Origin of the sequence: Burkholderia puraquae (assembly GCF_002099195.1) — a bacterium.
In the GTDB taxonomy this organism is placed as follows: Bacteria; Pseudomonadota; Gammaproteobacteria; order Burkholderiales; family Burkholderiaceae; genus Burkholderia; species Burkholderia puraquae.
The window spans coordinates 57,305-82,881 of the sequence record NZ_NBYX01000004.1; the positions used below are offsets into that span (position 1 = coordinate 57,305).

At 64.8% G+C, this 25,577-nt stretch carries 24 protein-coding genes; 17 read left to right on the plus strand and 7 right to left on the minus strand.

The features are described 5' to 3' along the window. Positions 1 to 45: 45 nt before the first annotated feature. Positions 46 to 1,467, minus strand: a complete 1,422-nt coding sequence (locus tag B7G54_RS09620; protein WP_085038898.1) for a collagen-like triple helix repeat-containing protein — start codon at positions 1,465 to 1,467, stop codon at positions 46 to 48. A gap of 40 nt (positions 1,468 to 1,507) precedes the next feature. Continuing rightward, on the minus strand, positions 1,508 to 3,112 hold the full coding sequence (locus B7G54_RS09625; protein WP_085038899.1) for a collagen-like triple helix repeat-containing protein: 1,605 nt from the start codon (positions 3,110 to 3,112) through the stop codon (positions 1,508 to 1,510). 677 nt (positions 3,113 to 3,789) lie between these two features. Here B7G54_RS09625 and B7G54_RS09635 point away from each other — a divergent pair. From B7G54_RS09635 to B7G54_RS09700, 14 genes are all read left to right on the plus strand, one after another. Next, positions 3,790 to 4,008, plus strand: a complete 219-nt coding sequence (locus tag B7G54_RS09635; protein ID WP_085038901.1) for a Flp family type IVb pilin — start codon at positions 3,790 to 3,792, stop codon at positions 4,006 to 4,008. A gap of 96 nt (positions 4,009 to 4,104) precedes the next feature. Further along, positions 4,105 to 4,605, plus strand: coding sequence for an A24 family peptidase (locus B7G54_RS09640; protein WP_085038902.1), 501 nt, complete (start codon positions 4,105 to 4,107; stop codon positions 4,603 to 4,605). Continuing rightward, on the plus strand, positions 4,602 to 5,048 hold the full coding sequence (locus tag B7G54_RS09645) for a TadE/TadG family type IV pilus assembly protein (RefSeq protein ID WP_085038903.1): 447 nt from the start codon (positions 4,602 to 4,604) through the stop codon (positions 5,046 to 5,048). The genes B7G54_RS09640 and B7G54_RS09645 overlap by 4 nt, the downstream gene beginning before the upstream one ends. Before the next feature lie 67 nt (positions 5,049 to 5,115). After that, positions 5,116 to 6,042: a Flp pilus assembly protein CpaB gene (cpaB, locus tag B7G54_RS09650; protein WP_085038904.1), complete on the plus strand. Its 927-nt coding sequence runs from the start codon at positions 5,116 to 5,118 to the stop codon at positions 6,040 to 6,042. Between the two features lie 65 nt (positions 6,043 to 6,107). Further along, complete coding sequence (locus B7G54_RS09655) at positions 6,108 to 7,439, plus strand: type II and III secretion system protein family protein (protein WP_085038905.1); 1,332 nt, start codon at positions 6,108 to 6,110, stop codon at positions 7,437 to 7,439. 60 nt (positions 7,440 to 7,499) lie between these two features. Beyond that, on the plus strand, positions 7,500 to 8,774 hold the full coding sequence (locus B7G54_RS09660) for a fimbrial protein (protein WP_085039185.1): 1,275 nt from the start codon (positions 7,500 to 7,502) through the stop codon (positions 8,772 to 8,774). 3 nt (positions 8,775 to 8,777) lie between these two features. Continuing rightward, the gene (locus B7G54_RS09665) at positions 8,778 to 10,148 is read left to right on the plus strand and encodes a TadA family conjugal transfer-associated ATPase (RefSeq protein WP_085038906.1); all 1,371 of its coding nucleotides are present in this window, start codon (positions 8,778 to 8,780) and stop codon (positions 10,146 to 10,148) included. Beyond that, positions 10,141 to 11,142, plus strand: a complete 1,002-nt coding sequence (locus tag B7G54_RS09670) for a type II secretion system F family protein (RefSeq protein WP_085038907.1) — start codon at positions 10,141 to 10,143, stop codon at positions 11,140 to 11,142. The genes B7G54_RS09665 and B7G54_RS09670 overlap by 8 nt, the downstream gene beginning before the upstream one ends. A gap of 4 nt (positions 11,143 to 11,146) precedes the next feature. Further along, complete coding sequence (locus B7G54_RS09675) at positions 11,147 to 12,139, plus strand: type II secretion system F family protein (protein ID WP_085038908.1); 993 nt, start codon at positions 11,147 to 11,149, stop codon at positions 12,137 to 12,139. Positions 12,140 to 12,157: 18 nt separating this feature from the next. Continuing rightward, positions 12,158 to 13,000 carry a tetratricopeptide repeat protein gene (locus tag B7G54_RS09680; RefSeq protein WP_085038909.1) on the plus strand — a complete coding sequence of 281 codons (843 nt, stop codon included), beginning with the start codon at positions 12,158 to 12,160 and terminating at the stop codon, positions 12,998 to 13,000. Further along, the gene (locus B7G54_RS09685) at positions 12,997 to 13,350 is read left to right on the plus strand and encodes a DUF3613 domain-containing protein (RefSeq protein WP_085038910.1); all 354 of its coding nucleotides are present in this window, start codon (positions 12,997 to 12,999) and stop codon (positions 13,348 to 13,350) included. Before B7G54_RS09680 ends, B7G54_RS09685 begins: the two co-directional genes overlap by 4 nt. Before the next feature lie 9 nt (positions 13,351 to 13,359). Beyond that, complete coding sequence (locus B7G54_RS09690) at positions 13,360 to 15,387, plus strand: pilus assembly protein TadG-related protein (RefSeq protein ID WP_279628062.1); 2,028 nt, start codon at positions 13,360 to 13,362, stop codon at positions 15,385 to 15,387. 108 nt (positions 15,388 to 15,495) lie between these two features. Further along, the gene (locus B7G54_RS09695; RefSeq protein WP_085038912.1) at positions 15,496 to 16,887 is read left to right on the plus strand and encodes a sigma 54-interacting transcriptional regulator; all 1,392 of its coding nucleotides are present in this window, start codon (positions 15,496 to 15,498) and stop codon (positions 16,885 to 16,887) included. Positions 16,888 to 16,941: 54 nt separating this feature from the next. Further along, a complete protein-coding gene (locus B7G54_RS09700; RefSeq protein WP_085038913.1) occupies positions 16,942 to 17,649 on the plus strand; it encodes a DUF2968 domain-containing protein in 708 nt (235 codons plus the stop codon). Between the two features lie 77 nt (positions 17,650 to 17,726). On the opposite strand, the gene hfq is transcribed toward B7G54_RS09700, so the two are convergent. Continuing rightward, positions 17,727 to 18,278, minus strand: a complete 552-nt coding sequence (hfq, locus tag B7G54_RS09705; RefSeq protein ID WP_085038914.1) for an RNA chaperone Hfq — start codon at positions 18,276 to 18,278, stop codon at positions 17,727 to 17,729. A gap of 293 nt (positions 18,279 to 18,571) precedes the next feature. On the opposite strand from hfq, the gene B7G54_RS09710 reads away from it, so the two are divergent. After that, positions 18,572 to 18,856, plus strand: coding sequence for a PXPV repeat protein (locus tag B7G54_RS09710; protein ID WP_085038915.1), 285 nt, complete (start codon positions 18,572 to 18,574; stop codon positions 18,854 to 18,856). 15 nt (positions 18,857 to 18,871) lie between these two features. Here the strand turns inward: B7G54_RS09710 and B7G54_RS09715 are convergent, their stop codons facing one another. The 4 genes from B7G54_RS09715 to B7G54_RS09730 form a co-directional block, all read right to left on the minus strand. Beyond that, entirely contained in the window at positions 18,872 to 19,789 is a 918-nt protein-coding gene (locus B7G54_RS09715; RefSeq protein ID WP_085038916.1) for a DUF1571 domain-containing protein, read from the minus strand. 29 nt (positions 19,790 to 19,818) lie between these two features. Then, complete coding sequence (locus tag B7G54_RS09720) at positions 19,819 to 21,573, minus strand: AMP-binding protein (protein ID WP_085038917.1); 1,755 nt, start codon at positions 21,571 to 21,573, stop codon at positions 19,819 to 19,821. 157 nt (positions 21,574 to 21,730) lie between these two features. After that, positions 21,731 to 22,552 (minus strand): TetR/AcrR family transcriptional regulator, encoded by an 822-nt coding sequence (locus B7G54_RS09725; protein ID WP_085038918.1) that lies wholly within the window; start codon positions 22,550 to 22,552, stop codon positions 21,731 to 21,733. A gap of 215 nt (positions 22,553 to 22,767) precedes the next feature. Continuing rightward, positions 22,768 to 23,988: an MFS transporter gene (locus tag B7G54_RS09730; protein WP_085038919.1), complete on the minus strand. Its 1,221-nt coding sequence runs from the start codon at positions 23,986 to 23,988 to the stop codon at positions 22,768 to 22,770. 281 nt (positions 23,989 to 24,269) lie between these two features. Here B7G54_RS09730 and B7G54_RS09735 point away from each other — a divergent pair, with 281 nt between their 5' ends. Next, entirely contained in the window at positions 24,270 to 24,812 is a 543-nt protein-coding gene (locus B7G54_RS09735; protein ID WP_085039186.1) for a GNAT family N-acetyltransferase, read from the plus strand. 136 nt (positions 24,813 to 24,948) lie between these two features. Then, positions 24,949 to 25,575: a ParB-like protein gene (locus B7G54_RS09740; RefSeq protein WP_085038920.1), complete on the plus strand. Its 627-nt coding sequence runs from the start codon at positions 24,949 to 24,951 to the stop codon at positions 25,573 to 25,575. Positions 25,576 to 25,577: the final 2 nt, after the last annotated feature.

A 25,577-nucleotide genomic window follows, 5' to 3' on the forward strand; every position in this document is an offset into this window, starting at 1 on the left:
ACGGTCGCGCCGTTCGCTCCGGCTGCGAAGATGCGACCGTCCTCCTTACTTGCCAACGCTACCCAGCGTACCCAGCAACCCCGTTACCGGTGCCAGCAGGCCCGTCGACCCACCGCCCGACGTCGCCGTACCCGTGACGCTGCCAACGAGCGACGTGACCGGTGCGAGCGGGCTCGCGCCACCGGATCCTGCTGCGCCGCCAACTGCTCCGGTGACAGTATTCAGCAAACCGGTGACAGGCGCGAGAGGGTTTGCACTGCCTGCGCCACCGGTTGCGCCGCCGAGCGTGCCCGTGACCGTCGACACGAGATTCGTGACGGGCGCGAGCGGGCCGCCGCTGCCGCCCGCCGCACCGCTCAGTGCGCCGGTAACGGTGGAGACGAGTCCCGTGACAGGCGCGAGCGGGCTGCTGCCCGAACCGCCGGTCGCGCCGCCGAGTGCGCCCGTGAGCGAGCCGAGTGGCGTCGAGCCGAGACCCGACAGCAGGCCGCCGAGCGGATTCGTCGAGCCGGAACCCGATGACGTGCCGTTCTGTACGGTCGCCGTCGAGCCGCCGACGAGGCTCGTGATCAGGCCGGGGATCGGTGCCGCGCCATTCGGGCCGTTCGGGTTGACGAGGCCACCCGCGTTGGTCACGGTGTTGCCGACCGCAGTCACGAGCTGACCGACGTCGCCGACGAGCGGCTGGCTCGACGTGCCGCTGACCTGCTTGCCGGCCGAGCTGATTGCGCCGCCGACCTGGCCGAGCAGGCCCGAGACGGGTTGGCCGAGGCCGGTCGTCGTGCCGACCTGTTGCGTAACCTGGCCGGCGGTGATCACGAGCGGCGTGATCGCTGAACTGAGCGGCTGCGTGACTTGCTGCACGGCGCCCGACGACAGCGTCGAGCCGATCGTCGTGCCGGCGGCCGTCAAGCCATTGGCCACCGTGTCGAGCACGGTGCCGACCGGGGTCGTGACAGGCGCGAGCGGCGCGAGCGGGCCCGTGCCGAGCGCCTTGACCGTCGAACTCAGGCCGGACACCGTATTGCTCGTTGCGCCGACCACGTTGCCGAGGCCCGCGACGGTCGTGCCGACCGGATCCTTAGTCGTACCGATCTGTCCCAGTCCGTTGCTCACGGCGTCGGCGGCTGCGCCGACGATCGTGTCGGTGCTGGAGAGCGTGCTGCCGATGCCCTTCGTCACGCCGTCGCCGAGGCCCGGCACGCTGATGTTGCCGACCGTGCTGCCGAGGTCGCTGGCCGTCTGGCCAACCGTGCTGACGACACCCTTGGTGCCGGTGGACGTGCCGCTGGTGCCGCTCGTGTTCGGCGTACCGCTCGTGCTGCTGGGGTTGTTGCTGCTGCTGGTCGGCGGCGAACTAACGCCGCCGCCGCCGCAGGCGGCCAGCAGGCAGGCCGCGGCGAAGGCCGTGAGGGGCGCGCGCCATTGGCGCAGGGCGGCTGTCGTAAGAGAACGTTGCTGGGACATGATTGACTCCTCGCTGTCTTGTCGATTGATGGATCTTGATTTACTTGCCGTGTGTGCCGCCGAGCAGGCCGCCGATCAGCGACGTGACAGGCGCGAGCGGATTCGACGACGAGCCCGAGTTCGTGACGGCGCCCGTACCGCCGGTCAGTGCCGGCGCGCCGACCGTGCTGGTCACCGTGGACACGACGTTCGTCACCGGGGCGAGCGGGCTGCTGCCGCCTGCGCCGCCCGTCGCGCTGCCGAGTGCGCCCGTCACCGCGCCGAGGAGGCCAGTGACCGGCGCGAGCGGGCCGCCGCTCGTGCCGCCCGCTGCGCCGCCGAGCGCACCCGTGACCGTCGAGACGAGGCCAGTGACCGGCGCGAGCGGGCTGCTGCCGCCTGCTGCGCCACCGAGTGCGCCGGTAACCGTCGAGACGAGGCCGGTGACCGGGGCGAGCGGGCCACCGCTGCCGCCTGCTGCGCCACCGAGTGCACCCGTCACCGTGGAGACGAGGCCCGTGACCGGCGCGAGCGGGCCGCTGCCGCCGCCCGTTGCACCGCCGAGTGCGCCCGTGACCGTCGAGACGAGGCCGGTGAGCGGTGCGAGCGGGTTGGTCACGCCGCCGGTGCCGCCCGTGAGCAGGCCGCCGACGGCCTTCACGGTGTTGCCCGTTGACGAGACCGTGTTGCCCAGGCCGGTCGTGACGGGGTTGCCGCCCGTCGATGCGAGCAGGGCGCCAGCCTGGTTCAGGCCATTGCCGACCGTGCCGAGCAGCGTGTTGACGGGGGCGCCGAGGCCGGTCGCCGTGCCGATCGTCTGGGTCGTCTGGCCGACCATCGTCGTGATCGGCGTGATGGCCGAGCTGACCGTTTGCGTGACTTGCTGGATCGGGCCGGTCGACAGTGCGTTGGTGAGGGTGGTGCCGCCGTTCGAGACGGCGCCGCCGAGCGTCGACACGAGGCCGCCGACGGCGCCCGTGACCGGTGCGAGCGGTGACAGCGGGCCGCTGCCGAGGCTCGTGACCAGATTGCCGGTCTGCGTGACTGCGCCGCCGAGCTGGTTGACCACGCCGCCCGTGCTGGCGAGCGTCGTGCCGAGCGGATCCTTCGTCGCGCCGAGCTGGCCGAGACCGTTGCCGAGGCCGTTGCCGAGTGCGGTCACCGCACCGCCGACGCTTTGCACGATGCCGCCTGCGGCTTGCGTGGTGGCCGGGTTGACGCCCGGCAGCGACTGGCTGCCGATCACGGAGCCGAGACCCGAGACGGTTCCGCCGACACCCGTGACGATGTTGCTGCTGCTTGCGAGGACAGTTCCCACTGCGTTCGACGACACACCCGAGGTGCCCGAGGTACCGCTCGTGCCCGACGTACCACTGGTGCCGGAGGTACCGCTCGTGCCCGAGGTTCCGCTGGTGCCGGACGTACCGCTCGTGCCCGAGCTTCCGCTGGTGCCGGAGGTGCCGCTCGAGCCCGAGGTACCGCTCGAGCCGGACGTACCGCCGCCCGAAGTCGAGATCGAATCGCCGCCGCCCGAGCTCGAGCCGCCGCCGAGACCTTGGCTGATGGAACCGGAGCCGCCGCACGCGGAGAGGGAAAGCATGGCTGCAACGGTGGCCGCGATCAGAGTCGTCCGGAACACGCCATGAGGGATAACCTTAATGTCCATTTTGTCCTCGCATTAAAAATGTGTTGTGAACTGCGTTGTGTTGAGTGGTGCGGGGACTACTCTGCAACTGTCGTGCCATTTCGATGCCCGACGGTTCGACAACAGGTTTTAAACGGGGCAATTCCTTGTTGGAAAAGGGAGTTATGGAAATTGAAAGATTGTTGAATCTGTTTAAGGACAGATGAATGAGAACGGTTTCGAGCGTTTCGTAACGTAACGTCACAACATTGGCGTTACGCGTGCGGCGTAACGTGGGGGCCGCGCAGGCATGGTGGACGAGGCAATTGTTTTACTGGTGGAATAGGTGTGCACATCTAACCTATCGTAAATCCTATGTGTAAGTCGTACCGAAACGCCGTACAAATACGTCGTGCTCCTGGTCATTTTTTTTCCGCCCGGGTCGTTAAAGAGGTTGGAAGTTAAATGGGATCGGATATAGAATCCGGAGCAGATGTAAGGAAATGTACGGTTCGGTACACAACGTTCGAGGAGGATCGCTATCGCGAATGTTAACTTGCATCAAATGATGAGCTATGCCCCTCGGGGCAATCTATAAAGAAAGTGCACCCGGTTGTCGTTACAGCAGATGTGGCGAACAGCGCGGGGCAACGGCCAGATATGCGGGGACGTATACGTATAAAAGGCCAAAGAACGTAAATACAGGCACGAGGAATAAAATGAAAGCAATGCTGATTCGCTTCCTTCGGGAAGAAGACGGGGTTACCGCGATCGAGTATGGTCTGATTGCGGGTCTGATTGCTGTCGCAATCGTTGCCGGGGTGACGAACATCGGCAGCAGTCTCGGCAACATGTTCACCAATCTTGGCACTTGCGTGTCATCTCCTTCGGCTACCAACTGTTCTGCCAACGCGATCCGGGCAACCCCGCCGGGCTAAGCTGACACTTCTGTTTCGGAAGTCGTCTTGGCGCAGTAGCGGGCGGATTGCCTCTGTAATCCGCTCGCCCTCGTATTTGCTGCGGATCGTGGCGCGATGGGACATCTTATTTTTAGCGGAGTATTTCTGACCTGGGCAGGTTTTGTCGTGGTCAGCGATATTCGTTTCCGCCGTATTTCGAACGCGCTTGTTCTGGTCGGACTGGTCAGCGGGTTCGGCGGCGCATGCGTGGCCGCGAATCCATTTGGCATTTCCATGCTTCAGTCCGTGGCCGGCATGCTGGTCGGCTTGATTGGGCTTATGCCGTTCTTCCTTTTGCGCGTGATGGGCGCAGCCGATGTAAAGATTTTTGCCGTGCTCGGCATCTGGTGCGGTGCGCATGCGCTGCTTTGGCTGTGGGTGGCCGCCAGTCTGGCTGCGGGCCTGCACGCGCTCGTGCTGATGGTGCTGTCGCACACCTCGCTCGGGGGCTTGTGGCGACCGCGCGAGCCTGCGCTGAGACTCGGGAGATATCGGGCAACGCCCTATGCCGCATGCCTCGCGGTGCCGGCTGCTGTATGGCTGATCTACCTTGCCGTAATGGGGGGCGTGCGATGAAACGACAGAACGCGTGGCGAGGACGTCGGCGGCAACGCGGAGCGACAGCGGTCGAGTTTGCGATCGTGTTCCCGCTGTTCTTCGTGATTTTCTACGCGATTCTGAGTTTCGGGATGATTTTTCTCATTCAGCAGAGCTTGACGATGGCGGCAAGCGAGGGCGCGCGCGCTGGATTGAGCTACGCACCTGATCTCACGACACGCGTCGCGAACGCAAAGACGACTACCCAGAACGTCCTCGGCTGGCTGAACAGTAGTCCACCCAACGTCGTGGCGCAGCAGTGCAACTACAACGGAACGCCGACGCCGTTGCTGTACTGTCTGACGGTCACGGTGAGCTATACGCCGGACAACTGGATGACGATCATGCCGTTCCTGGGGACATTCATGACGGCACCATTGACGGGCTCGGCGGTGGTGCAAATCCCGCAGACCATGCTGTGAGCACGTCATCCACGAATCACGCAGCAAGAAGCTAACTGGATTTTTATTCCTGCATCCATTCGACAACATGGCCAACAACGTAACGAAGATCATTGCGGGGCTGCTGATTGCGATCGCAGTTCTGCTTGGAATCTATGCATGGGTGCTTGGGCGCAGCGCTTCACGTCCCGCGCCGGTCCAGCAAGCGGCGACGGCAACAGCCGTACCCGTCGTGATTGCGACGCGCACCTTGCCGGGCGGTCAGCCGATCCCGGCCGACGCACTGAAGGTCCAGTCGACTGCGCTGGTACCGGTGGGCGCGTTCAGTGATCCCGTTCCGCTTGTCGGCCGCGTGCCGGTTCGGGAGATCCCTGCCTCGGCGCCGGTCGTTGCGGATGCGCTGGTATCGGGGCTTGCCGAGGACGTACAGCCCGGCGAGCGCGCGGTTGCAGTTCGCGTCGACGAATCGAATGCAGTCGGCAACCGGCTGCGGCCCGGCAACTATGTCGACGTGTTCCTGAATCTGAAACGTGAAGGAAGCGGCACGATGCTTGACGGCGAGGTCTCGCAGTCGCAGGCGCGTCTTCTGTTGTCGAAGGTCCGTGTGCTGTCGTTCGGTGATGCGACACCGGATCGCGACAGCGGGAACAACAACGGCGGCAATGGCCAACCGGCCGGCGTCCGCATCGCGGTGCTCGCGGTGCCGACTGCGCAGGTCGATGCGCTGACGCTCGGCGAAGCGAGCGGCCGGCTGACGTTCGCCTTGCGCAACCCGCGTGACGACGAGCTTGCGATGCAGACGGTTGCGGTACGTACGGACAACAAACTGTCGCCGTCGGCACTGGCTGCGGCGGGCGTTTCGTTGCAACAACTGTCCGGTACACCGAGAGCGCCGGTGGCCAATGTGAACGTGCCGCCGTTACCGCCGCGTTTGCTGCCGGTGGTGCGGCCAAGTGGGGGAGGCGGCAACATCGAAGTGATCCGTGGCGGCCGGTCGGAAACGGTTGCCTATTGAAAGACATCGACGGCGATCGATATCAGCGACGACAAATAAAGGGCCGCGCGACGGTCTACCAAACGATGAAAAAAACACTGATTGCATTCGCGATTGCCATCTTCACCGTGACTTTCGCATCGTTCGCGATTGCGAGCGGCACGATCGAGCTTGCGGTCGGCGCGCAAAGACAGATTTCGGCGAGCCGCACGCTGCAGCGTGTTGCGGTCGGCGATCCTGCGATAGCCGACGTGCTGATCATGAAGGGGGGTCGCTCGGGATCGGTCCTGCTTACCGCGAAGGCGCCCGGCGCGACGAACGTCATGCTGTGGGAGCGTGGTCACGATGAGCCGACGGTCTGGAACGTCGAGGTCGTTGACGCGGCCGCGCAAGCGGTGCTCGACGGCTCTACGCCGCGCGTGAATGCATACGGCGGGACGGCGGTATTGCAGGGCTCGTCGGCGTCGCTCGAGGCGCATGCACGTGCGGCCGCGGTCGGCAAGAACATGAGCGGGAAGGGGGCCGTGATCGACCGCTCGACGGTTCCCGGCAAGAGCGTCGTGCAGGTCGACGTGCGGGTCGTCGAATTCAGCCGTTCGGTGCTCAAGCAGGTCGGATTCAATTTCTTCAAGCAAAGCAACGGCTTTTCGTTCGGATCGTTTTCGCCGGGGGGCGTGCAGTCTTATAGCGGAGGGTCCGGCCCAGGTACCGCGGGTTACGTTCCGACGCTCGGATCGCCGGTCGCGTCGGCGTTCAACTTGGTTGTGAACGCTGCCGGGCGCGGCATTTTTGCTGACCTGTCATTGCTCGAGGCAAACAATCTCGCTCGCGTGCTGGCGGAACCGACGCTGGTCGCGCTGTCCGGGCAGAGCGCGAGCTTTCTCGCGGGCGGCGAGATTCCGGTGCCGTCACCGCAAGGGCTCGGCTCGACGGCGATCCAGTGGAAGCAATATGGTGTCGGGCTCTCGCTGATGCCGACGGTCCTGAGCCCGAGCCGGATCGCGTTGAAGGTCGCCCCCGAGTCGAGCCAGCTCGACTTCGTGAACAGCGTGACGATCAGCGGCGTAGCGGTGCCCGGCATCACGACGCGCCGCGCGGACACGACCGTCGAGCTTGGCGATGGCGAAAGCTTCGTGATCGGCGGCCTGATCGATCGCCAGACGATGTCGAACGTGAGCAAGGTGCCGTTGCTGGGCGATTTGCCGATTATCGGTACGTTCTTCAAGAATCTGAACTATCAGCAGAACGACAAGGAACTGCTGATCATCGTGACACCTCACCTTGTCGCGCCGATCGCCAAGGGGGCCGTGCTGCCCGCGACGCCCGGCGAGCTGTCCGAGCAGCACGATGGACCGGTCTGGAAATCGTATCTGGGCGGAGCTGCGTCGCCGGACGCCGCTCCGGGGTTTTCGAAATGAGTGGGATGTCTCGCGGATTGCGACGCGTCGCCACGCTTTGTGTAGTCGGGGGTGTTCGACATGAACGCGCGAATCCAGTCATTGTGTGAACCCGCCGTGACCGACTATTTCGTTTGTGCGTCACCGCACGAGGCGCATGTCCGCTGGCTGGCCGATACGCTCGTATCGGCCGGTACGGTCGAGACTGCGTCGCTCGAGCCGGGCATGCTTGCTCAGCGCATCACGGGGCTCAATCCGGCGCTCGTGTTCATCGATTTTTCTGACGGCAGCGCGGCTGCGAGCGTGGCCGCCGCAGCGGTACGTGCATCGCATCCGGGGCTGCCGATCATCGCACTCGGCTCGCTCGCACAGCCGGAGAGCACGCTCGCCGCATTGCGCGCCGGCGTGCGCGATTTCATCGACGTGTCGGCCGCGGCGGAAGAGGCGTTGCGCACGACGCGCGGGCTGCTGGCAAACGTCGGCGAGCCGGCAAGCCGTCACGGCAAGCTCGTCGCGTTGCTGGGCGCGCGCGCCGGAATGGGCGTGAGTACGCTCGCGGCGAATCTCGCCGTGTGGCTGCAGAAGCGCGCGGTAAGCCCGGGGGCAACCGGCGAGCCGAATGGCGGCACGCCGGCCGGTCGCCAGACCGCGCTCGTCGACCTGGGGCTGCCGGCAGGCGATGGTGCGCTGTTCCTGAATACCCGCTGCGAATTCCATTTCATCGATGCGGTTCACAACCTGCGCCGCATCGACCGAACCTTCGTGAATACCGCACTGACCCGGCATGAGAGCGGTGTTGCATTGACGACGCTGCCGGCCGATCTCGGCGGGCTGCGCGATGTCTCGTATGCGTCGTGCGCCGGCGTGCTGAACCGGTTTCGCGCGTTTTTCGATCAGCAGATCGTCGATCTCGGTGGTTTTTCGAACCGCGAGTTCGTTGCCCAGATTACGATGTCGGCCGATGAAGCGTGGCTCGTCTGCGACCAGGGCGTCGCGTCGATCGTGTCCGCGGCCGATCTGCTCACCGGGCTGCGCGACGCGGGTGTCGACACCGATCGTGTACGGCTCGTCGTCAACCAGTACGATCCCGCACTCGACCTGACGCCTGCACAGATCGCCGAGCGTCTCGGTCTTGCGCTGGGGGGTACGTTGCCGTCGCGCCGCGTTGCGATCGGCCATGCGGCAAACCAGGGCCGGCTCATCGTCGACATGACGGAGCGCGACCCGTACGTGCGCGCGCTCGAGTCGCTCGCCGCGCGGCTGCCAGGCGTGTCGGTCAGACCGGCCGCCACGCGACCGGCATCCGGCCTGTCTGCGCTGAAGCGCTTCATTCAACCCTCGTCCAAGCGGTCGTAAGCGATGGCACACGACATTCAATTCGCCGACGGCGCAGCGCCGTTCTCCCAGACGCAGCAATTTCACGACATCAAGAATGCCGCGCACGAGCACTTGCTGACGCGTATCGAAGAACTGGGCGCCGAGTTCGGCCGTTGGTCCCGACAGGCGATCAACCAGTTCGTCGATCTCGAGATCGACAGCTTCGTGCGCCTGCGCCGCATCCCGCTCAACGAGATCGAGGTGCGTGCGATCGCCGAGGCCCTGACGAAGGAGCTTGCGGGCTTCGGGCCGATCGAGGACCTGCTGGCGGACCCGGCGGTCGAAGACATCCTGATCAACGGCTACAACGACGTGTACGTGTCGCGTCACGGGATCCTCGCGAAGCTGCCGGTGCGCTTTACCGACAACGCGCACCTGCTGCGGATCGTGCGCCGGATCCTCGCGCCGATCGGCCGCCGTCTCGACGAGTCGAACCCGATGGTTGACGCGCGGCTGCCCGACGGTGGCCGCGTGAACGTCGTGATCGAGCCGCTGTCGATCGATGGCCCGGTCGTGTCGATCCGGAAATTCCGCAAGGATCCGCTGAAGCCGTCCGATCTGCTCGGCAACGGGACGTTCAATGAAGAGATCAACACGCTGCTCCAGGCGGCGGTCGAGGCGCGCTGCAACATTCTCGTGTCGGGCGGTACGAGTTCCGGCAAGACGTCGCTGCTCAACGCGCTCGCGTTCCACATTCCGGAGATCGAGCGCGTCGTGACGATCGAGGATACGGCGGAGCTGTCGCTGAACCACCCGCACGTCGTGCGTCTCGAGAGCCGTCCGGGCGGTTTTGACGGCACCGGCGTCGTGTCGATTCGCGACCTGCTGCGCAACACGCTGCGGATGCGTCCGGACCGGATCATCGTCGGTGAAGTGCGCGGTGGCGAAGTGCTGGAAATGCTGCAGGCGATGAACACGGGCCACGACGGCTCGATGGGCACCGTGCATGCGAGTTCGCCGCGAGAGTGCCTGTACCGTCTCGAGATGCTTGCGGGTTTCGCGGGCTTTCAGGGCACCGAGTCGAGCCTGCGCCGGCAGATCGCGAATGCGATCGACTTCATCGTGCAGATCGGTCGCCTGTCGAACGGGCGACGGCGGATCCTGTCGATCACGGAAGTCACCGGCCTGTCCGACAACATCATCGCGACGCAGGAGCTTTACCGTTACGAAGCACGCGTGACGCCGGAGGGTGAGGAAGTCGACCACTGGGAGACACTGGGCATTCATCCGCATTCGCCGAAGCTCGCGCGCTTCCGCCAGACGCTGACGAGCGGCGGGTTCGGCGACGGCGGGTTTGGCGGCGGGTTCGGTGGCGGCGGGTTCGGCCGCGGCGGCGGGGGCTTCAATGTATAGCGCGATGGTGTGGGCGCTGGCCTTCGCGATGCTGTGCGTCGCGGCTGCGATGATGCTGTGGCGTCACGCGGAAACCCGGCGCGTGCGAACCGACGCCAAGCGCTTCATCGACAGCCGGCTCGAACCCGGCGCACGTGCCGGTGTCGCCGCGCAGGCAGCACGGCCGCCGGCAGCAGGTGTCGCGCGCGCGGTGCCGACGCAGCTAGGCGCAGCACGGAATGCATCGTCCGACGCATTCTGGGCCCATTGGTATGCGACGGCATCCGAATATCTGTCGAACCTCGCGAGTCGTGCAGGGATAGACGACGCGCGCGGCAAGGCCTTCATCGCGCTTGCAGCGCTTGTCATGGCTGCATTCGTCGCGGGAAGTCACGGCGGCATGCTCGCGTGTTTCGCGGCGCTCATTTGCGGAAGCGCGATACTCGGCGTCTGGCTCGCGTCACGGATTCAGCGGCGGCGGTTGAAGATTGTCCGGCAGATCCCGTCGTTCCTCGACGGGATCGTGCGTCTCGTCACGCTGGGCAACAGCGTGCCGGCTGCCTTTCAGGCTGCACTCCTGACGACTGAAGAGCCGCTGCGCGGCTGCCTGGATGTCGTGTCGCGGATGCTGCGCGGCGGCATCGAGATCGATCGCGCGATGATGCACATCGCGAAGATCTACCGGACGGAAGAGTTTGAACTCGTCGGCTCGGTGCTGCGCCTATCGGTCAAATACGGCGGTCGCGCGGACGTGATGCTCGAGCGGATGTCGGTGTTCATGCGCGATCTCGAGCAGGCCGAGCGCGAATTGACCGCGATGTCGTCGGAGACGCGGCTGTCGGCATTCGTCCTCGTCATGCTGCCGATCGCGATCGGCAGCTTTGTCGTGATGACAAACCCGAGGTATCTGTACGGGATGTGGGGCGATCCGAGCGGTCGGTCGCTGCTCACGATCGCATTCCTGGCGCAAGTGGCCGGCAGCATATGGCTGTACCGAATGGCTCGGCTCAGGTGAGGCTATGACAGCAACTCAAATCGGAGCGATTGCGCTGGCAGTGGGCGCACTTGGGCTGCTGCTGCTGGGCATGATCGCCGTGCTGCGTGCGCATGCAGCGGGGCGTGCCGAACGTGCGCTGGTCGATGCGCTGGATCGGCGCATGGCTGCACTCGAGGCAGCGAAAGCACGGACCGCGCCGAACGGCGATGCGCCCGCGAAACCCGATGTGCGCGGCGGGCAACGCGTCCAGCGTTTGCTGGACCGGTTGTCGGCGGCGGGCATGCGCTGGCTGGATACGGGATTCGGCAAATATGCTGTCGCGGAAGAGGATCGCCGCCTGCTCGAGCAAGCCGGATATGTCGACGCACGCACACGCGGGTTGTTTCTGAGCGCGCGGGTCGCGTGCGGGATTGCACTGCCGCTGCTGTTCGTGATCTTCGCGAGCGGGCGCATGAAAGGCAGTATCTGGATGGTCGGCATGTTCGTTGCCTTCGGGCTCGGCTTCATGCTGCCGAAACTCTATGTGCAGCGCCGTGCGGCGTCGCGGCGGCAGAGCGTCGTCGACGAACTGCCGCTGCTCGTCGACATGTTGCGCTTGCTGCAAGGTGTCGGGCTGTCGCTCGATCAGAGCCTGCAGGTCGTGACGAACGATTTTCGCGGGATGCTACCGGTGCTGTCGTCGGAGGTGGGAATCGCGCAGCGTCAGTTTGCTGCGGGACGTACGCGCGAGCAGTCGCTGCAACGGCTGTCCGGCGGATTCGACAACGAGGATTTGCGCGCGATCGTGCGATTGATGATTCAGGTCGACAAGCATGGCGGTGCGGTGCAGGAGCCGCTCAAGCAGTTCGGCGATCGTTTGCGCGAGACACGACGCGCGATGCTGCGCGAACGTATCGGCAGATTGACCGTGAAGATGACGGGCGTCATGGTGCTGACGCTGTTGCCAGCATTGCTGATCGTGACGGCCGGGCCGGGCATGCTGGCGGTGATGCGCGCATTGGCGTCGCAGCATTGAAGGACGGAAGGATAGACCATGAAGCGAATCGGCGAAACAGTGACGCGGGCAGGCATGTTGGCGGCGGTGCTGCTGCTCGGCGCATGCGCCACCAAGGAAAGCGGGTATGGCGTCGGTGCGCAGACCGAGCGTGCGGCGCTGATGCAGGCAGCAGATCAGAAGCAGTCCGTACCGGATACGCCGGGGATGTACCTGGGCCTGATTCAGCGCATGCAAACGCAAGGGCTCTATTACGCTTCGCTCGCGCACATCGACGCGTACGACAAGACATACGGCGTCATGCCGGAATCGGTCCTGCTGCGCGCGGATGCGCTGCGGATGACCGATCAGCCGGCCGCGAGCGCGGCCGCGTATAACCAGTTGCTGAGGACGCCGCTCGCTGCGCGCGGCTATCGCGGGCTGGGGTTGCTCGCGGGCGCCGCGGGGGATTTCGACCATGCGGTGCAGGCATTGACGCAGGCGTCGGAGCTTGCGCCGACGGATCCGTCGCTGCTTTCCGACCTTGCTTACGCGAAGTTGCGCTGCGGCGACGTCGTCGGTTCACGGGTGCCGCTGATGAAGGCGGCCGAACTCGATCAGCGCAATCCGAAGATCGTCAGCAACCTCGCGCTGTACCTGTTTGCGGCAGGACGTGCACAGGACGCGCAACGGTTGATGAACCAGCAGCATCTGTCGGCCGATATTCGCAAGGACATCAACAGCGATGCCGCGAAGATCGCCGCTGCCGTGCGCGCCCAGCAGCGTGCAGTCGCGACACCGCCGGTGGTATCGCGACGCGGCGCGGCAACACCGATCACGCCGATGGCGAACAACGTCGGCTACGACCAGACAGTGCCGCTGTTGCAACGGTTTGCACAATGAACGGATATCCGGGGAGCAACATGAAAGAGAACAAACATCATCGAAGTGTACGCATCGGCTGGATCGCGACGCTGGGTGCGATCGCCTGCATCGTCACGAGCTCCGGCGCGGCATATGGTCAACAGCCCGTGGCACCGGGCGCGTCAGACGTTGGCCGTGCGGCCAAGGACTGGCTCGCGATGCAGCGTGACAATCGCGCGGCGGCGCCGGCGCAACCGGTGTTCGGCGATGTCGCCTCGCTTGCCTACCAGCGCTATCTTGATTCGTTCAAGAACAAGATCCCGGATTCGATCAGTTCGCAACTCGGTGCAACGGGTGGCATGTCGGGCGGCGGGCAGGGCGCGCAATAAGAGATGACCATGCGCGCAGATCAATCGCACGCGGCGCGGCGGTATGGCGCTGGCGGCCCGCGGAGAAGTCGCCAGCGGGGGAGCGTCGCGGTCATGGCGACGATCTGGGCGCTGGTTGCGATTATCGTGCTGGGTGCGATCGACGTCGGCCATTTCTATGCTGAAAGACGTCGAATGCAAGCGGCGGCCGATTTGGCCGCGCTGTCAGCGGTGTCGCAAATTACTGCCGACTCGACTTGTCAGGCAGCAAAGACCGCTGCCGGTCAAATCGCCGACCCTTCGAAGAATCCGTTGCCGACGGGTTCGAGCGTCTCCGTGTCTTGCGGCATCTGGACCGCGCCTCAGGGCAGCGGCAGCGCGCAGTTCACCTGGATATCGGGAGACCCGATCAGCGGTGGCCAATGCGCCGGTCTGTCGGCCGGAACAGTCAATGGCCAATCGACCAATGCCGTTTGTGTCACGGTGGCCGAGCCGGTTGACGGGATATTTCGCGGTGGCGTCACGATCGGTGGATCCGCCATCGCCAAGAGCGTGCCGACTGATACCTTTACGCTGACCACGTCGCTGGCGACATTGAATGGCGGGTTGGCCAATCAGTTGCTCAAGGTGTTGACGGGGTCTCCGAATGCGCTGAGCCTGCAGGTCCTCGACTACCAGGGGCTGGCACAAGTCAACCTGAAACTGGCCGGCATTCTCGCCAATCTGCCGGTCGGCACGACCACGGGCGTATTGAATGGCACCGTGACGCTCGGGCAACTGGCCAACGCCGCAGTGCAGGCGGCGACACAGCAGAATCTGGTCGGGGCGAACCTGAACGTCCTGAACGCGATTGTCGCTGCGCTCTGTTCCGGCAGCGTCTGCGGCGGTCCGCAGATCGCGCTCGGCCAGCTGGTTTCTGCTGCTACCGCCACGGGAACCTCCGCCGTCAACGCCAGCGTCAATGCACTCGGATTGCTGTCGACCGCATTGCAGATCGCGAACGGCACGAGTTCGGTCAGCATTCCCAGCGTCACGGTTCAGACGCCCACCTTGCTCGCGCCGCTGCTGAACGTGAACGTGTCGGGTTCGGTCAAGCTCGGGGCGAATCCGCCGTCCACCGCGAGCGGTCCGCCGGGGCCGTCGAACTGCGGGACGTCCAATTGCACGACCAATACGTCGACCGCGCAGGGGAACATCTTCCTCAATACGTCGATATCGCTGCTGTCGACCTGTCCGACCGGCGGGCTGGTCTATCCGGGGGGCACGTGCCCGTCGGGTAGTCCCACGCCGCTTGCGGCGGTGCAACTGCCGATCACCGCCTATGTGGCACCGGCAACGGCGGGCCTGGCGACGGTCACCTGTACGGCGGACGGCACGAAAAGGGCGACGGTGAACGTGCAGACCGGAGTGGTTGCCGTGTATCTCGGCGGCTCGGCGAATACGCCGATCAACCTCAATGCATCGAGCGGATATACACAGAACGGTAGCGCAACACCGATTACGCTGGCGTCCGTCAACCTGCAGAGCCTGCTTAACCTGTTGAACCTGGGTGGTCTGATTTCCGGATTGTCGACGTTGGTCAAGACCTTGACGTTAGGGCTCCTCGACCTGAGCCAGATCTCGGTCAACATCAACCTGACGCCCGGACAGTTGACCATTCCCGTTGCCAATCAAAGTGCGACACCGTTGACGTTTACCTATCCTGGCCCGGGTTCATCCGCGTCTCCGACTCCTGCATCGCCATACATGTTGAGCACCGGCACGGATCAGCTTCTGTCACCCGCGGTTCAAAGCGCACTTAACAGCGGCCTGTCGATCCAGTTGACCGCCAACAGCGGTTTGCTCGCATTGCTGGGCGGTGTTGTCACACCGGTGCTGAACGTCGTTCTCGGGCCCATTTTGTCGGCACTGGGAACTACACTCGTCCCGTTGCTGCTGCAGCCGATTGATTCGCTCCTGACCTCGGTCACGGGCCTGCTCGGCCTCAGCCTCGGGAATGCCTATGTCACGAACACACCGGACTCGATCAAATGCGGCAATCCCATGCTGGTTCAATAAATGCCTGAATGTTCTGTCATCAAAGCAGGTGGCGTCGCTGCCGTCTGCAATCGCTCACTGAACTGCAATGCCGTGCAACTCGTCAATTACTGAAGCCGCACCCGAATCATGAGAACCACGCCCGCAATCGAAGAGCTCGACCTGTACGTATGGGAAGGCAAGGCGGACATTGTCGACCGCGTCGCCCGGTGCATGGCGAGCTTCGACGTCGAAGTGATCCGCGCCGACAACGCGGAGGTCTCGCCCGAGCGCGCCGCGTTGCGGCCCTCGCTGGCGATCATCAGCGTCACGATGATCGAAACCGGCGCTGCGTTCCTGCGCGACTGGCAGGCCAACATCGGCATGCCGGTCGTCTGGGTCGGCGCGGCGCGCGATCACGACGCGTCGCAGTATCCGCCCGAGTATTCGCATATCCTGCCGCTCGACTTCACGTGTGCCGAACTGCGCGGCATGATCGGCAAGCTCGTCACGCAGCTGCGTGCACATACGGCTGAAACGTCGCAACCGTCCGAACTCGTCGCGCACTCGGAATCGATGCAGGCGCTGCTGCACGAAGTCGATACGTTCGCCGACTGCGACACCAACGTGCTGCTGCATGGCGAAACCGGCGTCGGCAAGGAGCGCATCGCGCAACTGCTGCACGACAAGCACTCGCGCTACCGGCACGGCGAATTCGTGCCGGTGAACTGCGGCGCGATTCCGGACGGCCTGTTCGAATCGCTGTTCTTCGGTCATGCGAAAGGATCGTTCACGGGCGCGGTTGTTGCGCATAAAGGCTATTTCGAGCAGGCGGGCGGCGGCACGCTGTTCCTCGACGAAGTCGGCGATCTGCCGTTGTACCAGCAGGTCAAGCTGCTGCGCGTGCTCGAGGACGGCGCGGTGCTGCGCGTCGGTGCGACGACGCCGATCAAGGTCGATTTCCGCCTGGTCGCGGCGAGCAACAAGAAGCTGCCGCAGCTCGTGAAGGATGGCCTGTTCCGCGCCGATCTCTACTACCGGCTCGCGGTAATCGAGCTGAGCATTCCGTCGCTGGAAGAACGCGGCGCGGTCGACAAGATCGCGCTGTTCAAGTCGTTCGTCGCCCAGGTCGTCGGAGAGGAGCGGCTCGCCGAGTTGTCCGACCTGCCGTACTGGCTGACGGATTCCGTCGCGGACAGCTATTTCCCCGGCAACGTGCGCGAACTGCGCAACCTCGCCGAGCGTGTTGGCGTAACGGTGCGGCAGACGGGCGGGTGGGATGCGGCGCGGTTGCAGCGGCTGATCGCGCACGCGCGCAGTTCGGCCCAGCCGGTGCCGGTGGAGAGCGCGGCCGAGGTCTTCGTCGATCGCAGCAAGTGGGACATGAACGAGCGCAACCGCGTCATTGCGGCGCTCGACGCAAACGGCTGGCGGCGTCAGGATACGGCGCAGCAACTCGGCATCAGCCGCAAGGTATTGTGGGAAAAAATGCGCAAATATCAGATCTTCGACGAGGAGCCCGAGACCCGCGAAAGTGAGTAATTAATGAGATAAAATCGCGCTGAATTACAACGACTCGGGCGGGAATAGAACTTCATGAGCCATATGACGGGGTTGGGAAAGGCGTGCGTGTTGCTCGCCGTGGTGGGAGGCATGCAGGGCGCTTATGCGCAGAGCCTGGCGGACAGCGGTTCGCCGGCAGTACAGCAGGCGTCGGCGCCGGTGGCCGCGATTCCGGTGATCGATTCGCAGGCACAGACGCCGCTGCAGCCGCAGGCGGGCGAGTCGACGGGGCCGAGCACGGTCGACGATTTGCAGCGCCAGATCCAGGCGCGCACGCTGACGGAAATGCGCACGAGCTACAACGGCAGCTACGGCGCGAGCCTGCTGTTCAACGTAAAGGATGGCGCGTACTTCGTCGCGCTGTTCCAGCAGAAGGCGTTCTGGCGCGTGATCAAGACTTACGACGAAACGCGCGCGGAAGCGATCTATCGCGATTTCTCGCGCCAGGCGGAGCGGCTGTCCGTGAACGAATTGCGGGCAGCGAAGCTGGAGTCGCAGAAGGCGCAAATGGACAAGCAGATCGAAGTCACGCAGGATCGCGCGCGGCGCCTGCAGGCCGATATCTCGATCGCACGCCAGCAGCAGGCGGCAGTCGCGGATCGCCAGAAGAGCGTACGCAACGAGACGGCCGCATTGCAGGCGCAGCAGGCCGAGCTTCAGTCGCAACTGCGTGCGTTGCAACAGCAGGTGCGTTCGTTGCAGCGCGAGGCCGATGCAGGCCTGCCGACGACGGCGCGCTGAACCCGGCAGCGGTGCGGCGACATGCCGCGCCGGCCGCACAAGTAAAAAGGGCAAGCCGGTTGGCTTGCCCTTTTGCTTTACTGGCCGTCCGGCACGATTCGCCGGCGGCGCGTCACGATCACCGGCCCGTTGCCGCCGCGCGAATCCGACGGCGATGCGCTGCCGGATGCGTCGCCGGCATCGCGCGGCGCACCGTAGCTTTCGCGCGGTTCACGGGGTTCGCGCGGGGCGCCGTAGCCTTCGCGCGGCTCACGCGAGCCGTAACCCTCGCGCGGTTCGCGGGAACCGTAGCCGCCGTCGCCGCGCGATTCGCGCGGGCCGCCGTGCGAGCCGTACGGGCTGTGACCGCCGCCTTCACGGCCGCCGGGGCGCCCGCCGGTGCGCGGCCCGCGGGGGCCGCTGCCGCCCGGGCGCGAGCCGCCGGTGTCGAGCTGGATCGTGGAAATCGCGCGCTTGTAGATGCCTTGCAGACCCACGGGGGTGCGCAGCATCACCAGGTACTGGTCGAACGACTCGATACACCCCGTCAGACGAATGCCGTTGACGAGATAGATTTCAACGCGCTTACGTTCCTTGCGCGCCGAATTGATGAAGTCGTTTTGCGGATGGGATTCTGCGGGATTGGCCATTGAGGTGCGGCAGGAGCCTGCGTCAGAGAATATGTTGTGCGTATGTGGCGTGTTCGTCCACAAGGTATTTGGCGGGATTCTACCCTGTTCGATCGGGGAGCGCGAAGTCGTGATTGTGTCGAACCGTAACCCACTATAGACGTTCCAGCGCATTTTCGCGATTCGGCCGAACGGCTAATGCCATTTCGTTACGCCGCGTTACGACTCTCGCAGGGCCGTATCACCTTGGTTTGCGCGCGGCGCTTACATTGGTTGCGCGAGCCGGGCGGGCCGGTATATCAGGGATTCGGAGCATGAACAAGAGGCGATGGGCAGGGTGGATCGGGGGCGTGGCGTTGCTGGCTTCCGGCAGTGCGATGGCGGGGCATGTCGACCTGTCGGTGGGCATCGGCGTACCGGTCGCGCCGGTCTATGTCGAACCGGCGCCGGTCTATGTGGCGCCGCAGCCGGCCGTGGTCGCCTATCCGGGCTACGGATACGGCTACTACGGCGATGACGACGATGATCGCTATCGCAAGTGGCGCAAGCACTATTACAAGCGTTGGCACCGGCACCATGGCGACGACGATGACGATTGAGCCCGCCGGCGCGCATCAGAACGCGTAGTCGGGGTTTTTCGGGTCGAATGTGGCCTCGTCGAGCGTCGCCGGCGCGATTTTCTCGATGACGATCCGTTCGAAGATCTTGCCGTCGTTGTCATAGGACTCGACGGTCCGGAAATAGGGCGCGTGCAGGTCGAGCCCGAGGACTTCCTTCTTCGCATAGAACTGCGGTCGGCCGGTCGGCGTTTCGTAGGTGAGCGTGACGACGCGCACGCCGCCGATCGTCCTGGCTTCCACATCGGTCGGCCGCTGCACGCCGGCTTCCACGTATTTCTTCCCTTCGGTCAGGTACAGGTTCGTGATGAACTCGGTGCCGAGATCCTTCACCTGATGATTCGACTGCGCACGCGCGAGTGCGCCGTCGAGTGCCGTCCACAGCGGAATCTTGCCGAGCAGGCCGCCGAGGTGGCCGTACATTTCGTCCTTGCGCTGCGTCGTGTCGTAGATGGTTTCCTGTCCGGCATGCGCGCCGCCCGGCAGCCATTTTGCATAGACGCGCAGCGGTTCGCGGGTGGTCTTCACGAGCATGCGGTCGGGCGTATCGGGCCATTTTCCGCTGATGCGCTCCTGGCGCACCATCGTGAACTGGTACGACGGATAGCCGTTGGGACCGTTGCGGATATAAAGCGGTACGGCGAGCGGATCGAGTGCCTTGAAGAGCGCCGTGAGCGTTGCGTCATCGAGTTGCGCGAGCGTGCCGCGTTGCGTGGCCGTGCGCAGCCAGCGCGCCTGCTGCGCGACCGGCTCGCGTGTGACTTTCGCGAGATCCGCCGGCAGAGCGACGCTCGCTGCCGCGCTCGCGGCGTCGGCCGTTTCCTGTGCATGCAGGCCCGCCTGTACGAGCGACAACAGGCAGGCGACTGCCACGGCGGCGGCATGCCGCACGTGGCGCTTCTTTCCTTCGTTCATCGACGGCGTCTCCCGGGGCGATGGATCGTTCAGCCTTGTTTCGCGGCCTTGATTTTGGCGAGTTCCTCGTCGCGCAGCGCGCGGCGCAGGATCTTGCCGACGTTCGTCTGCGGCAGCGCGTCGCGGAACTCGACGAATTTCGGCATCTTGTAGCCGGTCAGGTTCTTGCGGCAGTGCGCGAGCACGTCGTCGGCCGTCAGCGACGGGTCGCGGCGCACGACGAACACCTTGATCCGTTCGCCCTGTACCTCGTCAGGAATGCCGATCGCCGCGGCTTCGCTGATGCCCGGGTGCATCACGAGCACTTCCTCGATTTCGTTCGGATACACGTTGAAGCCCGACACGAGGATCATGTCCTTCTTGCGGTCGATCAGGCGGATGAAGCCGCGTTCGTCCATCACGCCGATGTCGCCGGTGGCGAGCCAGCCGTCCGCGTCGATCACCTTGGCCGTCTCGTCGGGGCGCTGCCAGTAGCCGCGCATCACCTGCGGACCGTGCACGCACAGCTCGCCCGGTTCGCCGATGGGGGCCCAGGTGCCGTCCTCGCGGCGAAAGCGCACGACGGTGGACGGTGCGGGCACGCCGATCGAACCGCTGAACGCGGCCATGTCGTTCAGGTCCACGGGGTTCATCGTGACGATCGGCGAGCATTCGGTCAGGCCGTAGCCTTCGACGACCGGCCGGCCCGTCACCTGCTGGAAGCGGTCCGCAACCGCACGCTGCATCGCCATCCCGCCCGCCATCGCGAGCTTCAGCTTCGAGAAATCGCGCTTGCGGAATTCCTCGTTGTCGAGGAACGCGTTGTACAGCGTGTTGATGCCGGTGATCCCGGTGAACGTCTCGTTGCGGATGATCTTCATCACCATCTTCATGTCGCGCGGGTTCGCGATCAGGATGTTGCGCCCGCCGAGCCCCATGAAGATGAAGGCGTTCACCGTCAGCGAATAGATGTGATACAGCGGCAGCGGCGTGAGCACGGTTTCGACGTCGCCCGACACCTGGTCGGCGATCCAGGCCTTCGCCTGCAGCAGGTTCGCGATCAGGTTGCCGTGCGTGAGCATCGCGCCTTTCGCGACGCCGGTCGTGCCGCCCGTGTATTGCAGGAATGCGAGATCGTCGCGCGAGATCTGCACGGGCTGCGGCTTGCCGCGCGCACCGAGCGCGAGTGCGGAGCGCAACCGGATGGCCTGCGGCAAATGGTAGGCAGGCACGAGCTTCTTCACGTGCTTCAGCACGAAATTGATCAGGTGTCCTTTCGCATTGAAGCCGTCGGCGAGCAGGTCGCCGAGCGCAGTGACGACGATGTTCTTCACCTGCGTTTCCGGCAGTGCGTCCTGCAGCGTGCGCGCGAAATTCTCGAACACGACGATCGTCTGCGCGCCACTGTCCTTCAACTGGTGCGCGAGTTCGCGCACGGTGTAAAGCGGATTGACGTTGACGACGATCGCGCCAGCCTTCAGCGTGCCGAACAGCGCGACCGGATACTGGAATGTGTTCGGCAGCATGATCGCGACGCGGTCGCCGGGCTTGACGCCGAGGCTTTGCAGATACGACGCGAATGCGTCGACTTTCTGCGCGAGCGTGCGGTAAGTCATCGATGCGCCTGCGCTCACATAGGCGACGCGCTCGGCGAAGCGGCTCGTGCATTCGTCGAAGAACTGCACGAGCGATGCGTATTGCGTGACGTCGATGTCGTGCGGGACGCCGGGCGGGTATGACGCGTACCAGATGCCGTCGGTGTTCGGCGGAACCTGGGCCGCTGCGGGTGCTGCGGAAGATGACATGACATGTCTCCGGTCTTTGCTCTCGGCGAGGGCAGGCGCTTCAGCGCCGGCCCTCGCCCCGTGCCGCACGGTCGATCGACGCGGGCGCCTCGACGCCTCGCATGACCGCGCGTTTCAATCAAATCGTGAACAGGACGCCGCGCGTGGCCCCGCGCGCTCAGTTCGTGGAATGCAGCGTCGCCGTATCGGCGGTGGCCGCACCCGACTGCGGCAGCCCGAACGCTTCGCTCGCCCCTGCGTCGTCGAGCACGGCCGCGAAGATCGACAGTTGCGCGCTGTCGGGCATCGGCGCTTTCAGCGCGGCGACGATCAGCGACGACAGTCGCGCGATCATCTGCACGTCGTTCATCGTGCGGCCTTGCGAGAACTCGTCGATCAGGCTTTCCGTTTCGGCGCCCGCGAGCGCGCCGGACAGCGCGCCGATCGCGAAGTGCAGGCGCCAGCCGAGCTCGGTGCGCGGCAGGTGCGGCAATGCACGCTGGAACGCGTCGAAGAAGCGGCCCGCGACGCTCGCATAGTGCGCGGTCAGGAAGTTGCGCACGAACGGCGACGGATCGGTGTACGCACGGCCGATCAGTCGCAGGAACCCGGGCCCGCCGCGTTCGGGATTGCGCGATGCCTTCAGCGCGGGAATGAACATCGCGCCGAGCACGTGCTCGCAGGTGATGTGCATGCCGAGTTGCGCATCGAAGCGGTCGAGGATGCCGAGGCGCTCCTGGTTGAGCTGGTCGAGCCGGCGCGACAGCATCGCGTGGATCAGCGCTTCCTTGCTGCCGAAGTGGTAGTTGACCGCGGCGAGATTGACCGCTGCGCGCGAGGTGATCTGGCGCATCGACATCGCCTCGAAGCCATGCTCGATGAACAGGTCCTCGGCGGCATCGAGGATGCGCGCCTTCGTCCCGCCGGTCTGCCGAGTGCCGGATGACCGCGCCCCGGACGGCCGTCCCGCGGATGGCCGCCCCTCCTGACTTACTGCCATGTCCCGCCTCCCATGCCGGTCGCCCGGCCGCGAACTGGTGATTTGTTTGTCTGATTCAAACAGTCGTTTTTATTAAGATAAAAAAACGCGGACGGAGCGGGCAAGCGGGGAATCTGGACAAATTCCTCTAGTTCGATGTGCGAATGCGGAAAGAATCGCGCGTGCCCTCGACAGGGCGCGGCACGCGCGATGGTGCGATGCGGCAATGCGCGGGTTCAGCCGACCGTGCTACGCGTATTGACCGATTGCGTCATGTCGATGCCGCGCCGCTCGCGGCTGAACAGGATCAGCACGGCGATCACGACGGCGACGATGCCGGCCACGAGCGCGAGTGCGAAACTGTAATTGTTGTCGTGCGAAACGGCGAGCGAGGCCTGCATCGTCGCATTGCCCGACGCGAGCAGGTTGCCGAGCTGGTAGACCACGCCGGGGAAGGTCGCGCGGATCTCGTCGGGCGAGATCTCGTTCAGGTGAACCGGGATCACGCCCCACGCACCCTGCACCGAGATCTGCATCAGGAACGCACCCGCGGCGAGCGCTACCGGGCCGCTCGAGAACGCCCACAGCGGCAGCACGGGCAGGGCGATCAACGCTGCGATGAAGATGGCGCGACGCCGGCCGATCCGCTCGGAGATCGCGCCGAACGACAGGCCGCCGACGATGGCCCCGATGTTCAGCACGATCGTGATCCATGACACGGTATGCGGATCGAAGTGATGTTGTTCGCGCAGGAACGTCGGATAGAGATCCTGCGTGCCGTGCGAGAAGAAGTTGAACGCGGTCATCAGCACGATCGCGTAGATCGTGAGCTTCCAGTTCTGCTGCAGCGTGGTTCCAAGGCTCGGGCGCGGGCGCTTCTCCATCTGTTTCCATGCCGGCGATTCGGGCACGTGTGCGCGCACGTACAGCACGAGCAGCGCGGGCAGCACACCGACCATGAACATCCCGCGCCAGCCGATGTACTGGTAGAACAGGCCGAACACGACGGATGCAAGCAGGTAGCCGCTCGGATAGCCGGCCTGCAGCAGCCCCGACACGAAGCCGCGCGCATGGGTCGGCACGGTTTCCATCGTCAGCGCGGAGCCGACACCCCATTCGCCGCCCATCGCGACGCCGAACAACGCGCGCAGCACGAGCAGCGCGGTCAGGCTCGGCGCGAAACCCGACGCGAGTTCGAGCAGCGAGTAGCACGCGATGTTGACCATCAGCGTCGGGCGGCGGCCGAAGCGATCGGCGAGCCGGCCGAAGATCAGCGCGCCGAGCGGGCGCATCGCGAGCGTCAGTGTGAGCGCGAACGCGACGGCAGGGATCGTCGACCCGAATTCGGCGGCGATGTCCTTCAGCACGAAGACCATCAGGAAGAAATCGAACGCGTCGAGTGTCCAGCCCAGGTAGGCGGCGATCGTGACGTTGCGTTGTTCGCGGGTCCAGCTCATGTCCGAGGTCTCCTCGTTGGCTTGCGCGCTCACGATGTGCGTGCGGATGCCGGCCCGGCTTGCGCGCGGTGCGGGGGCATTGATCGAGTGTAGGCCGCGGCGCCGAGCGGTGTGGGGCGCGATAACGTCGAATCGGGAATAATCCCTATGAAATGAACTGTTTCGGAAATGGAAACGCCGTCGTGCGAAACCGGCGACCGGCATCTGTATCATTCCGGAAGGCTGTTTGTATCTGTTTTGTAATGCATCCGGTGCGCATCGCCACCGAATCAGGAGTCCCGATGACCGAACGTTCCGCCGCCACGCTGCCCGTAATCGAAACTGCCCGGCTGTGGCTGCGTCCGCGCGTGCTGGCCGATCTCGATGCGTGCGTCGCGATGGATAGCGATCCCGAGGTCACGCGGCACATCGCGGGCCCGTGGCACGATCCCGTCGAGCATCGGCGTTTCGTCACGCACCGGATCACCCGCGACTATCCGCCGGGCCTCGGCTACTGGTCGATCTTCGAGAAGGCCGCGCCCGATGCGTTCATCGGCTGGATCCTGCTGATTCCCGACTATGCGGACGGCGCACGGGACGTCGAGATCGGCTGGCGGCTGGTGCGTGCGACATGGGGGCGCGGCATTGCGAGCGAGGCCGCGGCAGCCGTCGTGCATCACGCCTTCGACACCGTGCGCCTGCCGCGCGTGATCGCCGATATTGCGGAGGCCAACAGCGGCTCGCTGAATGTCGCGCGCAAGCTCGGGATGCGTCGCGTGAGCATCGTGCACGATGGCATTCCTTACATTCGACATCGTCTCGAGCGCAACGATCTGCGCGAGTAGCGCGGCGCTGTGCGTGCGCAGGCCGTTGAGTGGTTGTCAGAGATCGTCAACCGGATGCGTATCGAGATCATGACGTATTAACGGCTCGCGCGTTCAGGAGTATCGTTGCCGGAATTTCGCAACATGGGGTACGACCATGGCACTCGGCAACGATGTTCATCTGATTCCCGTCAAGCTGGAAGAACTGCGTCCCACGCAGATGACAGTCGGCTATCGTGAAGTCAAGGCGAAGCGCAAGCACTGGAAGACGCTCAGCAAGCGCGCGCGCAAGGCCGCGATCGAGTCGCACTGGTTCCCGGCCGTGCTCGGCCCGAACGGGCTGCACTACATCACCGATCACCACCATCTCGGCCTCGCGCTGATCGAGGAAGGGGAGGCGCGCGTGAACGCGATGCTGCTGAAGGATCTGTCGTGGCTCGACGACACGATCTTCTGGCGGATGATGGAACACAACCAGTGGGTGCATCCGTTCGGCGCGGACGGCACGCGCCGCGACTACGCGAACCTGCCGAAGGTGCTGACGGGGCTCGTGGACGATCCGTATCGCAGCCTCGCCGGCGAGCTGCGCACGGCGGGCGGCTATGCGAAGGACGCGACGCCGTTCAGCGAGTTCCTGTGGGCCGACTACCTGCGCCAGCACGTGTCGCTCGACCAGATCCGCAAGAACTTCGCGAAGGCGCTCGACGTCGCACTGCATCGCGCGCACGAGCAGGATGCACGCTATCTGCCCGGCTGGTCGGGCGTCATCGCCGTCAAGCCCTGACT